Origin of the sequence: Alistipes sp. DJF_B185, assembly GCF_964250025.1 — a bacterium.
Taxonomy (GTDB): domain Bacteria; phylum Bacteroidota; class Bacteroidia; order Bacteroidales; family Rikenellaceae; genus Alistipes; species Alistipes finegoldii.
This window is the reverse complement of sequence record NZ_CAXUDY010000001.1, coordinates 239,782-258,174: the sequence shown is the minus strand read 5'-3', so window position 1 is coordinate 258,174 and position 18,393 is coordinate 239,782. Positions and strand designations below refer to the sequence as shown.

18 protein-coding genes are annotated in these 18,393 nt (G+C 51.4%); 4 read left to right on the top strand and 14 right to left on the bottom strand.

From position 1 onward, the window contains the following. Positions 1-65: 65 nt before the first annotated feature. Entirely contained in the window at positions 66-1,256 is a 1,191-nt protein-coding gene (locus ACESTR_RS01335; protein WP_224200102.1) for a toll/interleukin-1 receptor domain-containing protein, read from the top strand. 9 nt (positions 1,257-1,265) lie between these two features. On the opposite strand, the gene ACESTR_RS01330 is transcribed toward ACESTR_RS01335, so the two are convergent. The 5 genes from ACESTR_RS01330 to ACESTR_RS01310 form a co-directional block, all read right to left on the bottom strand. After that, complete coding sequence (locus tag ACESTR_RS01330) at positions 1,266-2,591, bottom strand: hypothetical protein (RefSeq protein ID WP_004293594.1); 1,326 nt, start codon at positions 2,589-2,591, stop codon at positions 1,266-1,268. Next, positions 2,582-3,559, bottom strand: a complete 978-nt coding sequence (locus ACESTR_RS01325) for a DUF6046 domain-containing protein (RefSeq protein WP_004293595.1) — start codon at positions 3,557-3,559, stop codon at positions 2,582-2,584. The genes ACESTR_RS01330 and ACESTR_RS01325 overlap by 10 nt, the downstream gene beginning before the upstream one ends. A 12-nt stretch (positions 3,560-3,571) precedes the next feature. Beyond that, positions 3,572-7,414: a phage tail tape measure protein gene (locus ACESTR_RS01320; protein ID WP_004293596.1), complete on the bottom strand. Its 3,843-nt coding sequence runs from the start codon at positions 7,412-7,414 to the stop codon at positions 3,572-3,574. 93 nt (positions 7,415-7,507) lie between these two features. Then, on the bottom strand, positions 7,508-7,693 hold the full coding sequence (locus ACESTR_RS01315; protein WP_004293597.1) for a hypothetical protein: 186 nt from the start codon (positions 7,691-7,693) through the stop codon (positions 7,508-7,510). A gap of 11 nt (positions 7,694-7,704) precedes the next feature. Next, positions 7,705-8,061, bottom strand: a complete 357-nt coding sequence (locus ACESTR_RS01310; RefSeq protein WP_008860783.1) for a hypothetical protein — start codon at positions 8,059-8,061, stop codon at positions 7,705-7,707. Positions 8,062-8,285: 224 nt separating this feature from the next. On the opposite strand from ACESTR_RS01310, the gene ACESTR_RS01305 reads away from it, so the two are divergent. The 3 genes from ACESTR_RS01305 to ACESTR_RS01295 are packed head-to-tail and all read left to right on the top strand — an operon-like array spanning position 8,286 to position 10,800. Further along, positions 8,286-9,263 carry a hypothetical protein gene (locus ACESTR_RS01305; RefSeq protein ID WP_004303975.1) on the top strand — a complete coding sequence of 326 codons (978 nt, stop codon included), beginning with the start codon at positions 8,286-8,288 and terminating at the stop codon, positions 9,261-9,263. Next, entirely contained in the window at positions 9,257-10,039 is a 783-nt protein-coding gene (locus ACESTR_RS01300) for a hypothetical protein (RefSeq protein WP_004303974.1), read from the top strand. Before ACESTR_RS01305 ends, ACESTR_RS01300 begins: the two co-directional genes overlap by 7 nt. Beyond that, positions 10,036-10,800: a metallophosphoesterase gene (locus ACESTR_RS01295; RefSeq protein ID WP_004293601.1), complete on the top strand. Its 765-nt coding sequence runs from the start codon at positions 10,036-10,038 to the stop codon at positions 10,798-10,800. Before ACESTR_RS01300 ends, ACESTR_RS01295 begins: the two co-directional genes overlap by 4 nt. 84 nt (positions 10,801-10,884) lie before the next feature. Here ACESTR_RS01295 and ACESTR_RS01290 read toward each other — a convergent pair whose 3' ends face one another. The 9 genes from ACESTR_RS01290 to ACESTR_RS01250 form a co-directional block, all read right to left on the bottom strand. Further along, the gene (locus ACESTR_RS01290) at positions 10,885-11,376 is read right to left on the bottom strand and encodes a DNA N-6-adenine-methyltransferase (protein ID WP_004293602.1); all 492 of its coding nucleotides are present in this window, start codon (positions 11,374-11,376) and stop codon (positions 10,885-10,887) included. 6 nt (positions 11,377-11,382) lie between these two features. Continuing rightward, on the bottom strand, positions 11,383-11,838 hold the full coding sequence (locus ACESTR_RS01285; protein WP_004293603.1) for a hypothetical protein: 456 nt from the start codon (positions 11,836-11,838) through the stop codon (positions 11,383-11,385). 3 nt (positions 11,839-11,841) lie between these two features. Continuing rightward, complete coding sequence (locus ACESTR_RS01280) at positions 11,842-13,194, bottom strand: DUF2586 family protein (RefSeq protein WP_004303973.1); 1,353 nt, start codon at positions 13,192-13,194, stop codon at positions 11,842-11,844. Then, positions 13,194-13,541 (bottom strand): hypothetical protein, encoded by a 348-nt coding sequence (locus ACESTR_RS01275; protein WP_004293605.1) that lies wholly within the window; start codon positions 13,539-13,541, stop codon positions 13,194-13,196. The genes ACESTR_RS01280 and ACESTR_RS01275 overlap by 1 nt, the downstream gene beginning before the upstream one ends. A gap of 75 nt (positions 13,542-13,616) precedes the next feature. Beyond that, on the bottom strand, positions 13,617-14,666 hold the full coding sequence (locus ACESTR_RS01270) for a hypothetical protein (RefSeq protein WP_004293606.1): 1,050 nt from the start codon (positions 14,664-14,666) through the stop codon (positions 13,617-13,619). 126 nt (positions 14,667-14,792) lie between these two features. Next, the gene (locus tag ACESTR_RS01265; protein ID WP_004293607.1) at positions 14,793-16,031 is read right to left on the bottom strand and encodes a Clp protease ClpP; all 1,239 of its coding nucleotides are present in this window, start codon (positions 16,029-16,031) and stop codon (positions 14,793-14,795) included. A gap of 283 nt (positions 16,032-16,314) precedes the next feature. Next, complete coding sequence (locus tag ACESTR_RS01260) at positions 16,315-17,019, bottom strand: hypothetical protein (RefSeq protein WP_004303972.1); 705 nt, start codon at positions 17,017-17,019, stop codon at positions 16,315-16,317. Beyond that, positions 17,016-17,594, bottom strand: coding sequence for a hypothetical protein (locus ACESTR_RS01255; RefSeq protein WP_004303971.1), 579 nt, complete (start codon positions 17,592-17,594; stop codon positions 17,016-17,018). Before ACESTR_RS01255 ends, ACESTR_RS01260 begins: the two co-directional genes overlap by 4 nt. Next, positions 17,575-18,210, bottom strand: coding sequence for a phage minor head protein (locus ACESTR_RS01250; RefSeq protein ID WP_004303970.1), 636 nt, complete (start codon positions 18,208-18,210; stop codon positions 17,575-17,577). The genes ACESTR_RS01255 and ACESTR_RS01250 overlap by 20 nt, the downstream gene beginning before the upstream one ends. Between the last annotated feature and the right edge of the window lie 183 nt (positions 18,211-18,393).

Below are 18,393 nucleotides of genomic sequence, written 5' to 3'. Positions count from 1 at the left end.
TAGGAGGAGCATAGTTTATTGGTTGCCAATTATTTTGTACTTTTGCAAAGACAATGATATTACTTATGAAACAAGAAATTTTAGAATCCTATATTACATATATATTTGATTTCTTTCAAAAATCAAGATGCTTTAAAGCCGGGCAAGGTAACATGCTCAGAAATTTTAGATTTGCAGCTGAAAAGCAATTTACTCGTAATCAATTGGGTATATTGTATTTCCTGGTAAATACCCTCATTGATAATGGCTATCTCTACTTAAAAGATAGAGATTTTATAGCTCTTACGGAGAATGGTGCCGATGTTATAAATGGGGGAGAGTGTGTTATTCCTAAAATTTCCCTTGAGCGGACAATTTATGAAAAAGAGACCAGTAGATCAGATATATATGAACAGCTTTGGAATATTATCGGATCGAACAAAGAAAATGATTATGCGCCGCTGTATGTAGATGGACCATTGTTTTATAATACAATCAGGCCATATTTAACAACATTGTCGTTACCTCATACATATGGGGAATATATGGCAGAATTGCGGGAAAAGGAAGAATTTACATCAAGAATTAAATGGTATAGGACTTTATTTTTAGCTCTTGATGAGAATGATGTACAAAAATTCCTCAAAGATTTGTCTATCAAAATAAACAGGCTGCTGCTAATGAATACTCCAAAAGATGCGATACAAGAAGCTTTGAATCCTTGGGCAGATGTAGACATTCCTACAATCGATAATACGCCTCTGCCTGAAATTCTCAATAAAGTGGCGGAAGAACCAATTGTGAATAAAAACAAGCCGTTTGTGTTGATTTCGTATGCGTGGGAGGTAGAAGACAATGTCTTTATGAATTGGATTCAAACTTTCGCCAAAGATTTGCGAAGACGAGGGATTGATGCTCAAATAGACCAGTATCAACCTCATGGAACTGACTTGCCTAAATTTATGCTTGAAAGCATCCGTAAGGCAACTAAAGTTCTGTGCATTCTGACTCCAAAGTATAAAGAGAAAGCTGAATCCGGTAAAGGAGGTGCCGCTTATGAAGGGGGTATAATATCACATGAAATATATAACAATCAGGGAACCACTAAATTTATACCGGTTGTACGCAAAGGGTCTTTTGAAACTTCGACACCGGATTTCATTAGTGGAAGAAAAGGTTTTGATTGCTCTACTGACGATAAATACAATAGCGAACTTCCGAATATTATCAAGGTAATAAACGAAGAACCATTGATAGAAATTCCTCCTGTTGAATAACGGTAAATCTTATTTCCTAATTTTATACGGAATACTCAGTTGTTGCCTGTATCCACCCACCCCGAAAGTAGTCGTTACCTCTTCCACGAGGTATACGCCGTTCTTGGAAGGATTACGGTAGTCGATCAGTTCCACCTGTACGGCAGGAGACAGTCCGAAATCCCCGAATACTGTCACATTGCCGGTGATTCCGTTCAGATTGTAATTCCGAAAGTATTCCGTCGTCTCTTCTACAAGCCGGTCGGAATTGATTCCGACATGAGGTGACATATATGGTACGATGGTATATGTGGATAAATCCACCTTGGTCCTGGTCTTCGCTCCTGATGCCGTCGTGTTGCCCGTTACTTTGTGCGTCTTTTTTGAAATCTGCGTGGCATTGACCGTCTGAAACTCCTTGCTGCCCGGCGTCGCCGGGTCGTATTCAGGATTCATGCGTACTGTCACCTCAAAGAATTTTTCATCCGTCCCGAGTGCCTTGCCCGTCACCGCCAAAAACTTCGGATCGGTCTTGACCACTTTCAGGTTGCTCTGCGCCACATGCTCGTTGAAGTATATCCTGTACGGTCCTGTCGATTCATCCTCCGGGAATACCGGCTGAGCCTTGCTGGACGAATAAGGACGCCCGACGGCAATGGACGGTATGGCCCCGTCATCATCGGCATCGTATTTTAAAAAACAGTAGACCTTGTACTTCGACCATTCGGAAAGGATATCCGCTACCGTGAAGTTGTCCGTGACCTTTACCTTGCCGATATGTATCTCAAACCGCTTCGTATCCGAGTGTATCCTGAAGCCGGTATCTTTCAGGATATTATACTTGCCTTCCAGCACCTCGTTCACCGTCGTCCCTTTCGCCGGGGTCTCGAAATGAGGTGCCTGTTTCAGTTTGAGTTTGTAGGCCATATTCTCACACTGGATTTCCAGCGTGCTGTCCGAATTGTATCCGGTAATGTATCCGTCGAACATATTTTTCAGCACGCCGTTGTAGCCCAGCTTGATATTGATGCGCTGTCCGACCTTGAATGTCGTCTCGTCAACCAGACGCTGCGCGCTGCGTTTCTCGATGATGACACCGTCCTGCATCACCTCCGTCGTTATCCTCGACACGTCCTTGCCCTCCAATGTCACGTTCCCGATAATCGTGGAGCGGCATACCGACCCTTTCGGGAATATCACTTTGGCCGTTCCGATCAGCTTCTTGTAACTCTCGTTGATTTCGAGCGACTGGACTTCCGTAATCTCCACGCCGTTCTGTATCCTCATCGGATTGGATGGGTCGGCATCCCCGATGGTGATGCGACAGCAGAGGATATCCATTGCAGCTATACCCATAAACGTGTCAGTTTAAGCAACGAGGCGGGGTCGATGACCTCCGTACCGAATTTAACATACTTGATCCACTTGTTCGTGTGCTTGATGGCCGTGTCCACCTTTTCCTGTTCCGCCAGTTTCAGTTCCACGGCTTCCGATGGCTCCACGGCGACACAGTTCAGCGAATACGGCTGCACGTTCCGGCAATCCGTAGGCTGTAAGGTATAGCCCTGTATAATCAACCGTGAAATGTTGAACTGGCGCAATACCGTGTTGTCGCAATCGATGACACCCTTGTATTGTACCAGCCTGATAAACTTGGACACTTCCGCCTCGGGATACACGTCCGGGTATTTGGAGGTGATCTTGCCGTTGATGGTAATCTCGAGGTCACCCCCGGATATATATTCCTTGCGGGTATAGTCCCGCCCCTGTACCCGGGTCAGCAGGATATTGTTCCGGCTGCTGACCTGTACCTGCGGTCCCAGGTCCACGAATGTCACCAGTCCATACCGGCTGTTCGGCAAAACCTTGCACTCGCTGTTGTCATAATACTTCCCCTCCTCTGATATGGACAGTTCCAGAAAATCCGCCACTGTCCGGCCGACGATGGAATCGATATGGTTTTTCTTCTGCGCCACCGCCTGCTGTTCCCTGATGAGCTGGTAGTACTGTCCGGTCTTGTTCGCAAGGCTGGACTGCGACTGTGTCTGAAGATATTTGTCCCGCACCTGCTGTTCCCAGTATTTGAGGTATCGGGGATAGGAACGTAGCAACCCGTAAGCCGTCTGCGAGGCAACCTGTATGGCTGCCCGTTTGAGCAGGTCATGGTGCCTGGAGAAGTAATGTACCTGCCCGTCCTGCAATTCGGCAAGCCCCATGCCCAACGCCAGACGCGTGGCGTTGCTGATGTATCCGCCAAGCGAACCGTGGTTGAGTATGCCTCCGCTCAACAAAGTCGAGGCCGCGATTTGTATCAGTCTTCCCATAATCCTTTCATTTTATGCGTTCCAGGAGGCATCGAAGTCATGCACGACATCGATGAGCGCCTGTGCCAGTTGTTCTTTCAGGTTCTGTATCTCTTCCGTCTGCCCCTCCTTCGACTTCATCAGGTCGATGGTCCTGACACTGAGCAGGCTCTCTATGTTCACGATGACCTGTTTAGGTGCCGCCGAGGACAACCGCCCCGTGCCGGAATAGTTGCCGCCGGCCCCTCCGTCATCCAGATGCGTGTTGGTAATCGGGTTGGCAGCAAACGGACGTGTATCGTTGGAATCCGGTTCGTTGCCGTACTGGTCGGGAGTGAAGCCCGCCACGCGGAGGATGTTCTCGGCTGCCTCCGCCGAACCTCCGAAAGTCTGCCGGAGCGATGAAAAGAACTTCACGAGTGTCGTATGTGCCAGCTTGCGATGCGCGATGTTGTCTATACGCTGCGCATCGGTGGCGTTCTGCCCCAGTGCCCGCTGTTTCCATAGCCCGTTTTCGTCCTGCTCGAATCCCCAGGCCCTGAACTGGTCAAAGTCGAACCCTCCCTTACGCATCAGCTCATGCGCATTGGCGGCACTCGATATGGCATTCCGATAAGCGGTGGCGGCACGCACAATCTCCGGAACGGTCTGCGTGTTCATGTACCGGGCATAGTCGTATGTGCGGGCGGCAACCGCTTCCGACCTGTCCCCGATATCATTCACATAGACGGCCTTGCCATCCTGCATACGCCACAAAGACTTGTCGAGATCCTTCTCCTGTTGCCCGAAACGCTCCTTTACCGTCTTGAGGAAAGCGTCCACTTCCAATACCGTACCCATCTTCCCGAACTCGGCGTACGCGGCATCGATACGTGTCTGGCTGTCGCGTTTGGCAAGGGTGACAAGCGCATCCCTTATGTCATCCTGACGGGCTTTGTCCATGTTATACACATGGTCTCGCGATACCATCCCCTCAGATGAAGCGATGGCAAATTCCCCCAAGAACCCGGCCCACCAGTTGGATGTGAAGGCTCCGATTTTATGTCCCGAAGCCTCTTCGATACTTTTGCCGGCAACGACCTCGTCCACGGCACGCTTTGTCTTGACAGCCATGTTATAGGTCTCGCTCAGGGAGGAGTAAAGTGCCTCTATGGACGGATAACGGTACTTGCGGTTCGATTCGATCTCTTCCAGTACGGCATCCTTCGCCTCCTTTATCTTCCAGGTCTTGTAAGCCACCCATCCCAAAGTCCCGACCAATGCGGCTATACCTGCCGTGGCGGCAACCGCGCCTGTACTGATGGCACTCAACGAGGCGGCAGCACCGGTCAGTCCGCTGCCGGTAGCCACCTGTGTGGCAAACAGCGACTGCAGGACTCCTTTGGCTCCGATGACACCGCCCCCGGCCATCAAGGCGCGGTTCATCGCTCCCCGTCCCGCCACGCCTGCGGACTGCATGGCCGACACGATGGCCCGCTTCTGGGCAAACGAAACCTTACCGATACCACCCGCCCCCAGCAGCCCCTGCACGGCACTGATTGATGTCGTGGCCGCAGACTGTTTGCCGATAAACCCCATGGCGATGCCGATATTCGTCAGGGCTCCCGCCACCTTGAACAGCCGGGTCGCGACAACGCCTGTAAAGACAAGCGGTTCTATCCAATGGAAATTGCGGGTCACCCATGCGCCGATATTGCCGATCACGGTGAAGATGTCCAACAAGGCATTCCCGATGGACACCAGGCCACGGGTAAATTCCGGAGCCTTGAACTTTGCCAGAAAAGTGCGGAGCACAGTGCGGATAGAGGGTTCCAACACCTCGTATGCCTGCATGAACCCTTCGGTCAGCTGGGAGGTCACCTGCGCCCACAATCCCTTGGTCGTATTCTGCTTTACCAATGCCAGTTCTGAGGAAACGCCCTGGGACCCCCGGTTATATGAAGTCAGTTCTCGTAGTTTGTCGTAGTTCTTCAGGAACATCATCGCCGCGTTACCGCCAATTTTCCCGAAGATTGCCTGGACATCCGCCATCGACGCGCCCTTCTTGTTCAATTCCTCGAAAATGTCCGCTATAGGACGGAGTTTCTCGACCTGCACCCCCTCGATGTCGCGCATTTCCGTGAACCGGATGCCCAGGCGGTCCAGAACTTCCTGTGCCTCCTTGGTAGGTTTGGCAAAACGTGTGGAAAGAGCACGCAACGAGGTTCCCGCCAGCGTTCCCTTCAGACCCATATTGCCCAAAAGACCGATGGCGGCACTGCTTTCCGTGAAGTCCACGCCCGCCATACGCAGGTAACCGGCAGCCATCTTGTATGACTCCGCCATCTCCACGATATTCACATTCGAGCGGGAAATGGTGGAGGAGATAATGTCCGCCACGCTGTCCATGCTGTCGTTATGGATATCATAACCGGCCATGATGTTCGTGGCCAGGTCGGCGATATACGACACGTCGTTGTCACCGATAAGTGCCAGGTTCGTGATCGGGCGGATGGACTTGTTGATTGTCTCGATATTCATGCCCGCCATCGACAGGTATTTGACGGCACCGGCAATCTCCACGGCTGTGTATTTCGTGTCGATGCCGATTTTACGGACATGACGGGCCATACTGTCAAAACGGGTCTCGAATGTCTTGAGGTCGCTGTCCGCCACACGGAGGATGGAATGTGCCGATTCCATGATGTTGGAATAGTCGATGGCCTTCGTCAGTTCCGAACGGATCAGGCTGTAACCCATATAGGCATTGAGCATCGAAGCGAACGGGAGGTTCCTGAGTGACGGCGCTTTCGAATACTGGATACGGTTGATGGCGGCACGGCGTTTACTGCGGTAGAGCGTACCGGCTGCAGTATGTTCCCGCTGCATGAGCCTGACGGACTGCATCGCATTGCGCTGTTCCTGCCGTCTTGCAGCCTGCTCGGCCTTTATACGTTCCGTTTCTGCCTTACGGCGTGCCTGTTCTGCCTGCCGGCGTATTTTCTCCGCAGCACGGGCGGCATTCTTGCACTCCCGTTCTTTAGCCCGCGCTTCATCGGCACGCCGCTTTTCCGCCGCGGCGGTTTCTGCCAGAGCCGCCTTACGGCGCTGGTCTGCGGTAAAGAGCTCCTCCGCGTGGACCAGTTTCTGGCGATGCAGCTGCTGTCCTGCATAAAGCCGTTCCATCAGTTTTTGCCGGGCCTTTTCGGGCATTACGAAGGCCTGCGGAGCATATGGCACCGGAACGGAAGGTGTGAGTCCTTCGGATGGTATGCCTCCCTGCATGTTGAAAGAAATGACAGAAGCACTTTTGATACGACCCAATAGGGAAAGTATCTGCTGCAACCTGTTTTCCGCCGTCCCGGTCTTGATTTGCAGTTCCCGGTCACGTTCCATGGAAACCAGGGCGGAGTTGATTTTCCCGATGGCTTTGGTAATGCGTTTCTGCGCGTCTGCCATCGTGCCAACGGACGAGGCGGCATTCTTTTCGATCTCCGCTTTGCGCATCTCGGCAGCCTTTTTCTCGTAAAGGCTTTTGGCGTTGGCCTTGATTTTCTTGCTGTCCAAAGCCTGACCGGCATTGATGGTCAGGCTGATGCCTTTGGAAAGCGTGGAAATATCCGTGAGTAACCCCTTGATACGTTCCAGCTTCTCTTCGCTTTTTTTCGTATCGATGGTCAGGCGGTAATCGAAATTACGTTTCTTGCCGTTCTTGGTGCGGAACACGCGGTCTATCTCGTCCATCATATTCTTGATGTTCGTGACGGCCGGAGTCAGGGACGCTTTCGCCTGTACCAGCTTGCCTACCGCCTCACCGAAGGCGATAACCTGCTTGGTGCCCTGAGAGGCATCCACGTTGATGGAGTAGTTGACCTGATAGTTCTGTTCCTGAGCCATGGTAATGGGTACTGCGTTAAAAGAATAGTCTTTCCGCAAGGGCGGAGATTATGAAACGAAGGCCGCCGCAAACCGGAAGCTTACGGCGGCAGGTCAAGGAGTCCTCTCCGGCAATGACATCGGAACGGGCATACGGCTGATGAGCATCTGCTCGTGCAGCCACAACGCCTCTTCGGAAAGCATCGCGAACTCCTCGTCGGAAATCGTGTCGAGGTTGACGCCGGGAAAGTAGTGGCGGACATAGATCATCCGCTGGCGGATGCGCTGCTCGTCGGTCACTACCCACCGGCTTATAAGTTTACCAGGACACTCTGGCGGGTGGTGATCAGCTCGGAAAGCTGTCCCATCAGACCGAACAGGAAGAGCGACTCGTCGTCCACGAGTTCCTTATCTCCGTCCACGAAGCAGTCGCGGGCCAACGTGCGCATGGCGATTACCTCGTCCTTTTTGGAAGCGGCCATGAATTTGCTGAACTGCGGAAAGCTCGGTTCGGACATGTAGGCCACATAAATCTCTTTCTCGCCGTTTGCGGTGTCTCCGAAAACGACCATCGGACAAATCTTGCGGAGTTTCTTCTCCTCTTTCAGTTTGAGGGCTTTTTCCTTGATCTTGATCTCCTGTTCCAATGAAAGCATTTTTTCGTCCATATCGAATTTGTTTTGATTCACCGAAAGAGTAGGACAAAGAATCGTGGAAAGGTTGAAGACACGGTTCTTATTCACTTGTAATCCATATGTTATACAAAAAACTTCTTTGCTCCTGATATTCCCAGATCAGTCTTTAAAGGAAATTTCGCTGAATATATTTCATATATTTCTTTGATATATAGTATATAATCGTTAATTTTGCATATTCTCAAACATAAATGATTATGTGCAAAATAGATGATTTTATAGATGTGACAAGCCGGTACATCGCTGAATTGCTTGATTTGAGGGCGGACATCAGGCCGGTCGAAAAGGATGTCTTGCATACATTCCCAGCCAATATTACTGCCGGTTATACATTTTGTACGGCTAACTTGTTGGGGCATGACGTAGTTCTTCTGTATAGTGCAGACAGTTCTGCATATACTCCGGGGCAGATGCGGAAACAAAAAGAACTGGTTGAGCGAAAAGCCCAATGCCCGGTAATATTTGTATTGCGTACAGTGGCGGCCTATAATGTACGGCGTCTTGTCAGACATCGTGTAAATTTCATCATACCGCAAAAGCAAATGTTCATACCGGATTTGTTGATAGATTTGAAACCGCATAAAAATAATATCGGGGGCGGTGAAGAAACGCAGATTCCTGCAATTGCCCAATGCATAATCCTTTATCATCTTGAAGTAAAGTCTCTCGAAGGGAAAGGAACTTATGATATTGCAGATCTTTTCAACGTGTCGTATGCCAATGTAAACCGGGCGGTCAGATGGCTGAAAGATAAAGAAGTTATCGCTTTATCCGGCGGCAAGACAAAGAGTATGATATTTCAGTTCAAAAAGCGTGAATTATGGGACAGGATGTTGCCGTTCCTGGCGAACCCCATCGAGCGGATTGTATATACCGATAGTCTGCCTGATGAAGTATTTTGTATTAGTGGAGTAAATGCCTTGTCGGAATATTCAATGCTGAACAAGGAAAAAAATGACACTTATGCCATTGCAAAAGAAGAAGCTCGACGGTTGCAAATCCGGACAGACAAGGAATATGGCGAGACCCGCATAGAGATATGGCGTTACAATCCATGTTTTTTCTCAAAAAACGGCATTGTAGACAAATTGTCTTTATTTCTGGCCATGAAGGATATGGATGATGAACGCATTCAAATAGAATTGGAAACTATGATAAATAATATGATATGGTAAGAGGAATTGATAAATTCAGGGAGTTTTTCACCGGATATGAAGGAAACTATGTCATCATAGGTGGTACTGCCTGTGAAATGCATGAAGAAATATATGCACAAACTCCAAGGGCGACCAAGGACATAGACATTATACTGATTGTGGAGGCGCTGTCTTCGGATTTTGCTGCAAAATTCTGGGAGTTTGTAAAAACCGCAGGGTACAGACAAAGGAATAAGGGAACCGGGAACGGGGAATGCAGGCATGAATATTACAGGTTCAAGGAACCGGGAAATCCGGATTTCCCGTATCAGATAGAACTCTTTTCACGAAATATCGGGGTTGTCAAATTCCCGGACGATGCCCACATTACCCCCATTCCGGTTGATGATGACCTGTCAAGTCTGTCAGCCATTTTGATGGATGATGACTATTATAATTATACCATTGAACACAGCACGTTGGAGGAGGGCGTACATATTGCGAACATTGAAAGTCTTATCTGTCTGAAATGCAGGGCCTATTTAGAAATGACCGAGCGGAAAAACAATGGAGAACAAGTGGACAGCAAACATATCGTCAAGCACAAGAAAGATGTATTCCGGCTGGTTGCCATGCTTGCTCCTGCCGACACCTACGAAGTTCCTGATTCGCTTAAACAAGATGTTGACAGGTTTTGCCTGGCTGTCAAAGAAGAAGTGCCAAACTCTGATTTTTTCAAATCGGCAGGACTTAAAAGCATTTCCGGAGAACAGTTATTGGAACAACTTGAAGCCAATTTCATAACACAACAATGAGAATCCAATACGCATCCGACCTGCATCTCGAGTTTCGGGAGAACAGCAGTTTTTTGAAGCACAACCCGCTGGCTGTTGCCGGAGAAGTGCTTGTCCTTGCCGGAGATATAGGATATATCGGAGATGAGAACTACTCCAGACATCCGTTCTGGGACTGGGCTTCCGGAAATTACAGCCGGGTCATCGTGGTTCCCGGAAACCACGAGTTTTACAAGATGTTCGACATAGACAAGCTGTATAACGGCTGGTCGCTCAAAATCAGGGAAAACATCACCTGCCACTATAATGCCGTTATCCCATTGGGTAACGATATAGAATTGATCGCTACCACACTGTGGTCACATATCCTGTTGCAGGATGCCTATGAAACTGAGGCAGCCATCACAGATTTCCGCAGGATGCGTTACGGCAGCGAACCGCTGGACTGGACAAGGTTCAATGACGAACATTCGCGCTGTTTCCGTTTTCTGGAACAGAGCGTAAAACAAAGTACTGCCAGACATCTCATTGTCGCCACTCATCATGTACCGTCATTCGAACTGATGGCGCCGGAGTTCAAGGGCAGTCCGCTCAATGGGGCATTTACCGTGGAGCTTGGCGGTTTCATTGCAGACAGCCCGATTGAATACTGGATATATGGCCACTCGCACCGCAATATCAATAAGGTCATCGGAAACACCCGGTGCATATGCAACCAGTTGGGCTATGTGTTCAGTAACGAGCATACGTCATTCGATAAGGAAGCGCATATTTCGATTTAAGTCTGCCATACATAAATCCCGTCTGTCAGCCAAGGTCAATATCCGGCAAACAGACGGGTTATTATGTAACAAATTTATGGTTGACTATTGAAGTCGTGGCTTCACCAACTTCCCGTCGATACCGCATGTTTCCAGAACCGCGGTATTTTCTTTGTTGAAGGCGATCAGGCATGACGGCGCTCCGGCCGTACCACCCTGTTCCCCCGTAACATGGTAAAAACTGAGCCGTCCCTTGATAAAGAGTATTGAATCGGCGTTTGGGAATATCAGTTCGTGGAACAGGCGCGTGTCCGTGCGGGCAAAAGTGAGCGCGACGGCATTCCTGTGTTCGACACACCTGCGGATAAACCGGACAATCAGTGCAGTGTCATAGGGAGGATTGCAGAACACACGTCCGAACCAGGGTTGTTGCAGGCCGTCATCCTCAATGGTATAGTGATGTCGCGCCGTATCCCATGGGCGGTTTACGGGCGAACACGGATCCAAATCGAACGGCCCCAGCCTCCGAAGCAGGCAGGGAGGCGTGAGCCATTCGTTCTTTCCGGTAGAAGATTTCCCCTCGAAAGTTACATCCATGACAGCTTAGATTGTATCACCCGAGCCGATTTGGATATCGAACGGGTTGAGATCGAATTCATGGGTGATATTGGTATCATCCTGCTGTGACTCGAGACAATCCTCCGTGAAGATGCAACCTTTGAGCGTTACGGTCGTCGTTGTCCAGTCCTCGCCGGCCATCGGGTTGGCAAAGCTGATAATCAGGTCGAACTCGCCGATTTCGAGCAGCGAGCCGTACACCGAACGCAACAGCTGTTGCGTGGCATAGTCCATCGTGATGCTCGCCGTATAGGTAATGTTCCCGAACCCCCTCGACACCGGCCGTCCTCCCATGCCGTAGTTACTTTCGACCTTGCGCTTCTTCGACCATTTGATGGCCGACACGCCTTCAAGGGTCGTGGAACCTTCATCGATTCCCAGGGCGGTCGATGACAGGGTTATCATCGACCACGAGTATGCTACATTGTTGATTATTGCCATATGCTATGTCTTATTTGCGGTTAATGACAGTCCTTCCTCTACATAAATCTTCACGGCCACGCCCACCGGGACAAGGACATAGGAGATGCGCAGCGTGTCGTCCACCAACACGTTCTGGTTCGGGTCGATAGTGACGGCGTATCCTGAAATTTCCTGCGCCGCCTGCATCTTGGCCAGTATATCCCCGATGAGTGTCTTGAAAGCTGTAATCTTCGACGGGGCGAGGAACCCGGTTGAAGGATTGACCATCAGCGGTGAGTTCACATACGGCAGCAGGGCTGCACGCACGGCACGGCGGCTCTTGTTGATGGTGCGGTTCCGGGCAATGGTACGGAAATCCCCATGTGAGCATGTCTGGTCTTTCGAGATGTAGATCCCGTTCTCGCGGCCGGCATACTTGATGGGAAAAATATACCCCTTATCGTCGAGTTCGTCCAGCAGTGACGGGGAGAGTGACTCGTACCGGTTCAGGCTGAGGAAGTTCTCCTCTGCCTCGTCGAGGTTGATGTCCCCGAACCCCAACTCTATTTCCTGGAAATCGTCCGCGAAGAGATTGAACTGCTTGACCCATGCGATGGATTCGTGCACGTTGGCCTTTGCTATGGCTCCCATAACCGCTCCCAAAAATCCCACGGGCGTATGGTTCCTGTTGCACATCTGCATCGTGGAGATCTTTTCGTGATGCGCCTGGCCGAATATACAGCTGATACGGCTTGATTCACAGATGCATGAAGGTATTTTATTCAGGTCAATCTGACGCCCCTCAGTCGTATCCGCCCCCGTATTGGAAGGATTGGCGGAAAGGATGAGCGAGAGCGGCTGGTTCTGCTCCGCAAGCCCCACGGCCACGTCGTTGAGCCCCTTTACCAGATTGAGGTTGTATTGTTCCGATGCGCCGTTCGCTTTCCACAGCGGCTGTTCCGTCCATATGCCTATCTGGTTGATCATACCCCCGGCAGCACGCTGCATGATTTCCAGCGCATCCCAGTTCGCCGAACAGTCCGCGAACATCACGTAGAGTTTTCCTGAACCGCCCGGATTGCCGGACATGCGGAAAAATTCACGGATATGGTATGCCGGGATGCCGTGCAGGAAATTGACATTCATCTCCTCCTCGTCGGTTGCCTCCACACGTTCGATGATACCGAAGTCGTTCACGGCGGACTTGAACGAGGTGATGTAGCAGACATCGCCAGGCTTGAGCCTGGTCTCATTGGTTTTACCATACCCCTCCGTGAAAAGCGTCGGCTGGAGGGACACGTCGAACAGCAGTCCCGTCACCTTCTCGCCCGACGAGCCGGTATCGTAAGGAATATTGCCGTCCACATCCTTGATAAATACATTACCGAGTGCCATTATGATTTCTTTTTAAGTTCGTTGTAGAAAGGATTCCTGTAGAGTACGGCCTTGCCCCTGATGGCGGCCGCCGTGTCCGGCGCATAGGTTCCTCCGTGCGTGTCGATGTACAGCGACGGATATGCCGGGAACTTTTTCAACAGGGACAGGATGTGAGGCTCTGTCGTCTCCTCCGACCCTGCATTCCCTTTCCCCGCGGTCTTGGCCGGCAGCCTGTCTTCAGTCTCGCCGCCTGTCCCGAGGTTTTCCGATGCCGTTTCCGGAACGGGCACCGCCTGAGCCTCCGGTGCAGGAATATTATTGTTGTCTGTCTGCGGAGTTTCCTCCGTGTTGATTTTCTTTGCCATAACAGTAGAATGAAAATGGGGAACGGGGCCTTGCCTCCGCTCCCCGGGTGGATATTGAGAATGAAGAAAGGTGTGTTATTCGCTCTTCTTGTAGGCGGTATGGACCACGATCTCCGCCGGGCGGACGATGTTCACGTCCATTTTCATGCGCATCTGGAAAAAGAACAGCTCGGAGTTGGCCTGCAGACGGTCGATTTTCAGGATGTCCGTGTCGTTCGCGTAATCCACCCCCATCCACAGGTTGGAGTCCATGCCGGTGGAGAACTCGCCGAGCACCATCGTGTGTTCGGGGATTCCCACGACCGGGACGATGCGCTTGCCCTTGAAGCGATAGCGGTTGACCTCGGTATTCTCGGAATACTTGACCTGCTTGTCCGAGATATATTGGTCATACGCGTCCCAGGCGTCCCATCCGACCACAAAGGTCAGAGATGTCTTCTTTCGGATCTGCTTCGGACATTTCCTCCACATCGCATAGAGCGCCGCCTCCACCGCGGCCCCGTCCGTCAGCTCGGTCGTTCCCGAAATGATGCACTGCCCTCCGGCAACCACCTCGGCATCGGAGGAGTTCACATTGTCGAGGATCCGTTTGATGACCCCGTCAAAATATTTCTCCTTGTTGGCTCCGATTTTCGTGCAGCCTTCCGGTGCGGTAATCTTGGCCACCGTCTCTCCTCCGCGGGCGGAAGTCCAGATGGCGTTTCCGATATACTCGTTTTTCTTGTCCATAAGGAGACGGAGCATCGTCGCCTGGATTTTCGGGTCGAGCTCGCGGAACACGAGATTGCCTTCCGGCTGCGCGAAACGCCAGTACTTCTCGTAGTCCCTCGGGTTAAACTCGAGATAGACCATAAAATCGGACGGCTCAAGATGGCGTTCGGTGAACTGGTACTCGTTCGTGCCGTCATCGCCCTTGGCTCCGTGGATGGGTTGTGGGGTCGGCACGTTGTCCTGGATAATGTTGCCCAGCTTGATGGCAGGAAGCGTATAGCGGTGCTGGATGCCCGTCTTGATATGAATCAGTCCCTCGCGGACTGTATCATTGCCCTGCACGGTATAGGTCAGCAAGTCCTCAAGTACTTCGCCGCTATACCCGTTTTGAAGAAAGTTTACTGTATCAGCCATTGTCGTTTTAAGTTTTCCGTTGAAGAATGAAACTCGGCCGACTGGCGGATACCTGCTGTTTCCGCGCGAGACACTGCGGTCTCCGGCATGTCAGTTAAAATCGGGCGGACGCCCGCGGATAGTCTGTCAGAGCTTTCGGAACTTGAAATCCGCACCGACCACTTCCGCCACCTTCTCGGCCATCAGCTGTTCGGCGGTCTTTGTCGCTTCCGCCGTGGCCTGGATGTTGGCAGGGTCATCGGCGATTTCCTTCGAGATTTTCTCCCGCGCGGGAATGGAAGCCAGCGTGCTTTCCGCCAACTCGAAGTTGGAACCGGCCATCTCCACCCACTGCGTTTTCGCCTCACGGTCAATCTTGCCTTCTGCAATGGCATTCTCCACCAATGTCTCGATACGGGAAGCCTGCTCGTCCTTCTCTTTCTGCTCGTAGGCGGAAAGGCGTGCCGTCGCTGCGGCCAGGTCTGTCTGCAAGTTCCGGATGGAGGCGTCTTTTCCGGCGATGACGGTCTGCGCGTCGCTCAGTGATTTCTGTATTTCTCTGTATTTGGGTTCCATCGCGGCCAGTTCAGAGATACGTGCCATCACGTCCTTGACCTCACCGTCCTTCATGCCCAGCGAGGCTGCAATCGCCCCGTACTCAAAGCCTTGTGTCTTGTTTTCGTTTGCCATATCGTTTTCCGTTTCTGTAAGAGTAGGTTCAATGCCTTTGAAAGGTTTATTTCCCGCGCTGACACGGCTCATCAGTTCCTGGATGGCGGCCGTATCGGTCAATCCTTCTATCTCGTCATGCACTTTACGGCAAAGCTGCTTCGAGGTATGGATGACATGCTCCGCAGGTATGATGCCGGCCTTGACGGCAGCCTGTGCGTCGAAATAGGTCCCGTCCTTTCCTGCCTGTCCGTCCATGATGGCCCGCACATGCTCCGCTTTCAGGCCGAACCGTTTCCGGTAAATCGTCTCGATCTGTTTGGTAAAAGCCGTTACCATGTCCGACGGTTCCCCTCCGTCATCGTCCGGCAACATCGGGTTATGAATCATCAGTATGGCATAATCACGCATGAGAGAACGCTTGCCCGCCGCCCAGATGATGGAGGCCATCGATGCCGCGACCCCTTCGATGATACATTCCGTATCCACCGTGGCATTGGCGATGGTGGAATAGGTGGACATGCCGTAAAGGACACTGCCGCCCTCCGAGTTGATCAACACACGGATACAGGAGGGACGGATGATATTTTCCAAAAAGTCGAACTCGTCATTGAAACGTGAGGTCGTCTCTTCCGTCACGCGACCGAAGAAACGGATAACAGCCGGCTGGCCTGCCTTCGCCTCTCCGACGACATATTGAAGTGTGTTCATATCCATATGCAAGGGTTATTTGAACAAGAGTAGGCGGTGGGAAAAGAAAAGGTTTTGCACTGCTATTTATGGAAGTGGAAATATGAGAATCCATCCATTTATGGAAATGCGATTATCTTTACAGTATAATAGATTGTTCAAATTACAGACCGGTTGCAACTATTTGTATCAAGACCGGCATGCTGAACATTCTAAATTCAGCAAGTACAGAAAATGTATCATGAGTCTTGTATTATCTGCTGATTCATGTCTGTTTATACGCAGTGCGGATAAATCTCCTGCATGGATTTCAATTTTTCGATCCGGTATCCGAAAAACCAGATACTTCGTCATGTTCCGGACGCGGATGGAAGCCGTGTCCGCCGCTGTCATGTTGCGGCGCATCGCTGTGTTGGGTGAACGGGGGCATGACCACATACCTTTTTACCCAGTCCCTGTATTTCCACGCGGAAGATTCCCTGAACCATACCTCGTAGTCTATCCAGTACGCCTGCAACATATTGGTTGAAAGCGGCATGTCGAAATAGGTCAGGTTGCACCGCTCGCTCAGCGCCGGCTCATGGTTCTTGGCATCCTGTATGGCTACATTGAGCCGCTGGAAGACCAGAAACGCCTCGCATTCCTTGTCTTCGTCCGCATTGTTGAGCGTATTCAGGATAAACCGCACGCGCATGGTGGCGCGTCCCTCACCGATACGCTGTTGCTGTACCAGGTACCTCACGTTGATAAAGTGGATGAACACGGCAGGGAACACAGTCTCATACTCCGTGTTATCGTCACGAACAATGCGGGCGAACTGGCCGTTGTCGATAGCGACGGTTTTGAACAGGGGCGGCGACAACGGGTCGTCCGGATTCTCCCGCAGGGTCAGGACAGCCCGCTTAACGGCCCGGTATATCTCCACGAAAGGGTTCGCGGAAACTTCTTCAGGCAGGCTCTCCGCCGGTGCCGACGGTTGTGCGGGCTGTGGTGCGGGGTGTTTGTCTTTTATCATAGCGGCTGGTGTGGAAATCCTTTAAAAATCATATCTATGAAATGGACGGCGATATAGTCGTCCGTTTTCGGTGAGAATCCGATGAACTGCCGGTGTACGGGACGGCGCGTGGAATACTGGTTTACCGTGTACAGCCCGAACTTCGGATCGGTATTGTGTATGGCGGCATAATGCCCGTAACGCTCCTTGCTGCGTCCCCGCTTGCCCTTGACTGGAAAGCTCTTTTCCGTAGTCCACATGCAATACCTGGCGCCTTTCCGGAAGATGCGCGTACGGTCCGAACGCCGTCCCACTATGTCTGTCCGGCCGGCTTCCGACTGTATGCTCCGGGCCAGAGTCCCCGTATCGTTCATGAGAGGATGGGTGAACCTCTTTCCCCATTTGGAGGTACGAGGCGCCCATTTGCTACCGTTGAATCCCCCCGAAGCGAATGAGGACAGGAACTGCTGCCTGGTATAGTCACCGGCAGCAGTTGCGAAGTCGAATACGTTGAACTCTAGCCGGCTGGCCATGACGCGCGTACTGGTCCTGCTTACCCAGTGGCTGCAAAACTCATCAAGCGTTATCTTGGGCATAGGCGAACTTTCCTTTAATGCGTTTCACAATATCATTCATGTAACCCGGAAGCGGGACGGAGAAATAGCGGTGCGCATCGGAAAAGATACGCCCGCCGGTTGCCAGGCTCTCCCGGAAGACCGGATCCACCTTTTCCAGATAGTCTCCCTTATCCGGCAAAGCCGCCCGGACAGCGGCGAACCCCTCCGCGACCAGAAAGCAGCGGCATCCCCATTCGATCGGCGGTATCAGTTCCGGAGGAAACTCGGATTTGCGGAAGGAAATCCCTTCCAATGAAAGATGCCAGGCACGTACCCGTTCATCGCCTTGTGTCATGTAGGTAAGCACGGTATCCATATCCACCGCCATCCACCATGCGGCCATCGAGGCCGCGAAGAATACCTGGTTGTTCTCTTCCTCCGCATGGACGAGGTTATACCTGCGGCATATCTTTTCGTGTGCTTCCATGTCCTGTTCATCCGCTGTCTCGGGCAGTTCCCCGAGCATGGAATACTCCTCTGCCGCGGCAAAATCCACCAGGTTGTCTATGGCTGCAATCAGGATGTCACGCTGCTGCCGTTCCCTCTCTGTTGTAAAGGAGTTGTGATTTTTCAGTATCTCCAATGCCCGGTCCATGTCGATTCGCAGACCTGTCAGCGCACGGTCTATGAGGAAAGAGGCACGCAGGGTGATGATGTCCTCTATAATGTCGAGACGTTCCGCGCTGTTCTCCCAATAGAGGATCAGCCTGCGGAATGCATCGAAAATGACACGATACTCCTTTTCCGTATCGGATTCCGTGGTTGCAGATGCCCTGAC

What these genes read in the sequence shown, in the direction of transcription:
- ACESTR_RS01335 (WP_224200102.1), top strand. Translation starts at nt 66, where the DNA reads ATGAAACAAGAAATTTTAGAATCCTATATTACATATATATTTGATTTC.
- ACESTR_RS01330 (WP_004293594.1), bottom strand. Translation starts at nt 2,591, where the DNA reads ATGGGTATAGCTGCAATGGATATCCTCTGCTGTCGCATCACCATCGGG.
- ACESTR_RS01325 (WP_004293595.1), bottom strand. Translation starts at nt 3,559, where the DNA reads ATGGGAAGACTGATACAAATCGCGGCCTCGACTTTGTTGAGCGGAGGC.
- ACESTR_RS01320 (WP_004293596.1), bottom strand. Translation starts at nt 7,414, where the DNA reads ATGGCTCAGGAACAGAACTATCAGGTCAACTACTCCATCAACGTGGAT.
- ACESTR_RS01310 (WP_008860783.1), bottom strand. Translation starts at nt 8,061, where the DNA reads ATGGACGAAAAAATGCTTTCATTGGAACAGGAGATCAAGATCAAGGAA.
- ACESTR_RS01305 (WP_004303975.1), top strand. Translation starts at nt 8,286, where the DNA reads ATGTGCAAAATAGATGATTTTATAGATGTGACAAGCCGGTACATCGCT.
- ACESTR_RS01300 (WP_004303974.1), top strand. Translation starts at nt 9,257, where the DNA reads ATGGTAAGAGGAATTGATAAATTCAGGGAGTTTTTCACCGGATATGAA.
- ACESTR_RS01295 (WP_004293601.1), top strand. Translation starts at nt 10,036, where the DNA reads ATGAGAATCCAATACGCATCCGACCTGCATCTCGAGTTTCGGGAGAAC.
- ACESTR_RS01290 (WP_004293602.1), bottom strand. Translation starts at nt 11,376, where the DNA reads ATGGATGTAACTTTCGAGGGGAAATCTTCTACCGGAAAGAACGAATGG.
- ACESTR_RS01285 (WP_004293603.1), bottom strand. Translation starts at nt 11,838, where the DNA reads ATGGCAATAATCAACAATGTAGCATACTCGTGGTCGATGATAACCCTG.
- ACESTR_RS01280 (WP_004303973.1), bottom strand. Translation starts at nt 13,194, where the DNA reads ATGGCACTCGGTAATGTATTTATCAAGGATGTGGACGGCAATATTCCT.
- ACESTR_RS01275 (WP_004293605.1), bottom strand. Translation starts at nt 13,541, where the DNA reads ATGGCAAAGAAAATCAACACGGAGGAAACTCCGCAGACAGACAACAAT.
- ACESTR_RS01270 (WP_004293606.1), bottom strand. Translation starts at nt 14,666, where the DNA reads ATGGCTGATACAGTAAACTTTCTTCAAAACGGGTATAGCGGCGAAGTA.
- ACESTR_RS01265 (WP_004293607.1), bottom strand. Translation starts at nt 16,031, where the DNA reads ATGGATATGAACACACTTCAATATGTCGTCGGAGAGGCGAAGGCAGGC.
- ACESTR_RS01260 (WP_004303972.1), bottom strand. Translation starts at nt 17,019, where the DNA reads ATGATAAAAGACAAACACCCCGCACCACAGCCCGCACAACCGTCGGCA.
- ACESTR_RS01255 (WP_004303971.1), bottom strand. Translation starts at nt 17,594, where the DNA reads ATGCCCAAGATAACGCTTGATGAGTTTTGCAGCCACTGGGTAAGCAGG.
- ACESTR_RS01250 (WP_004303970.1), bottom strand. Translation starts at nt 18,210, where the DNA reads ATGGACCGGGCATTGGAGATACTGAAAAATCACAACTCCTTTACAACA.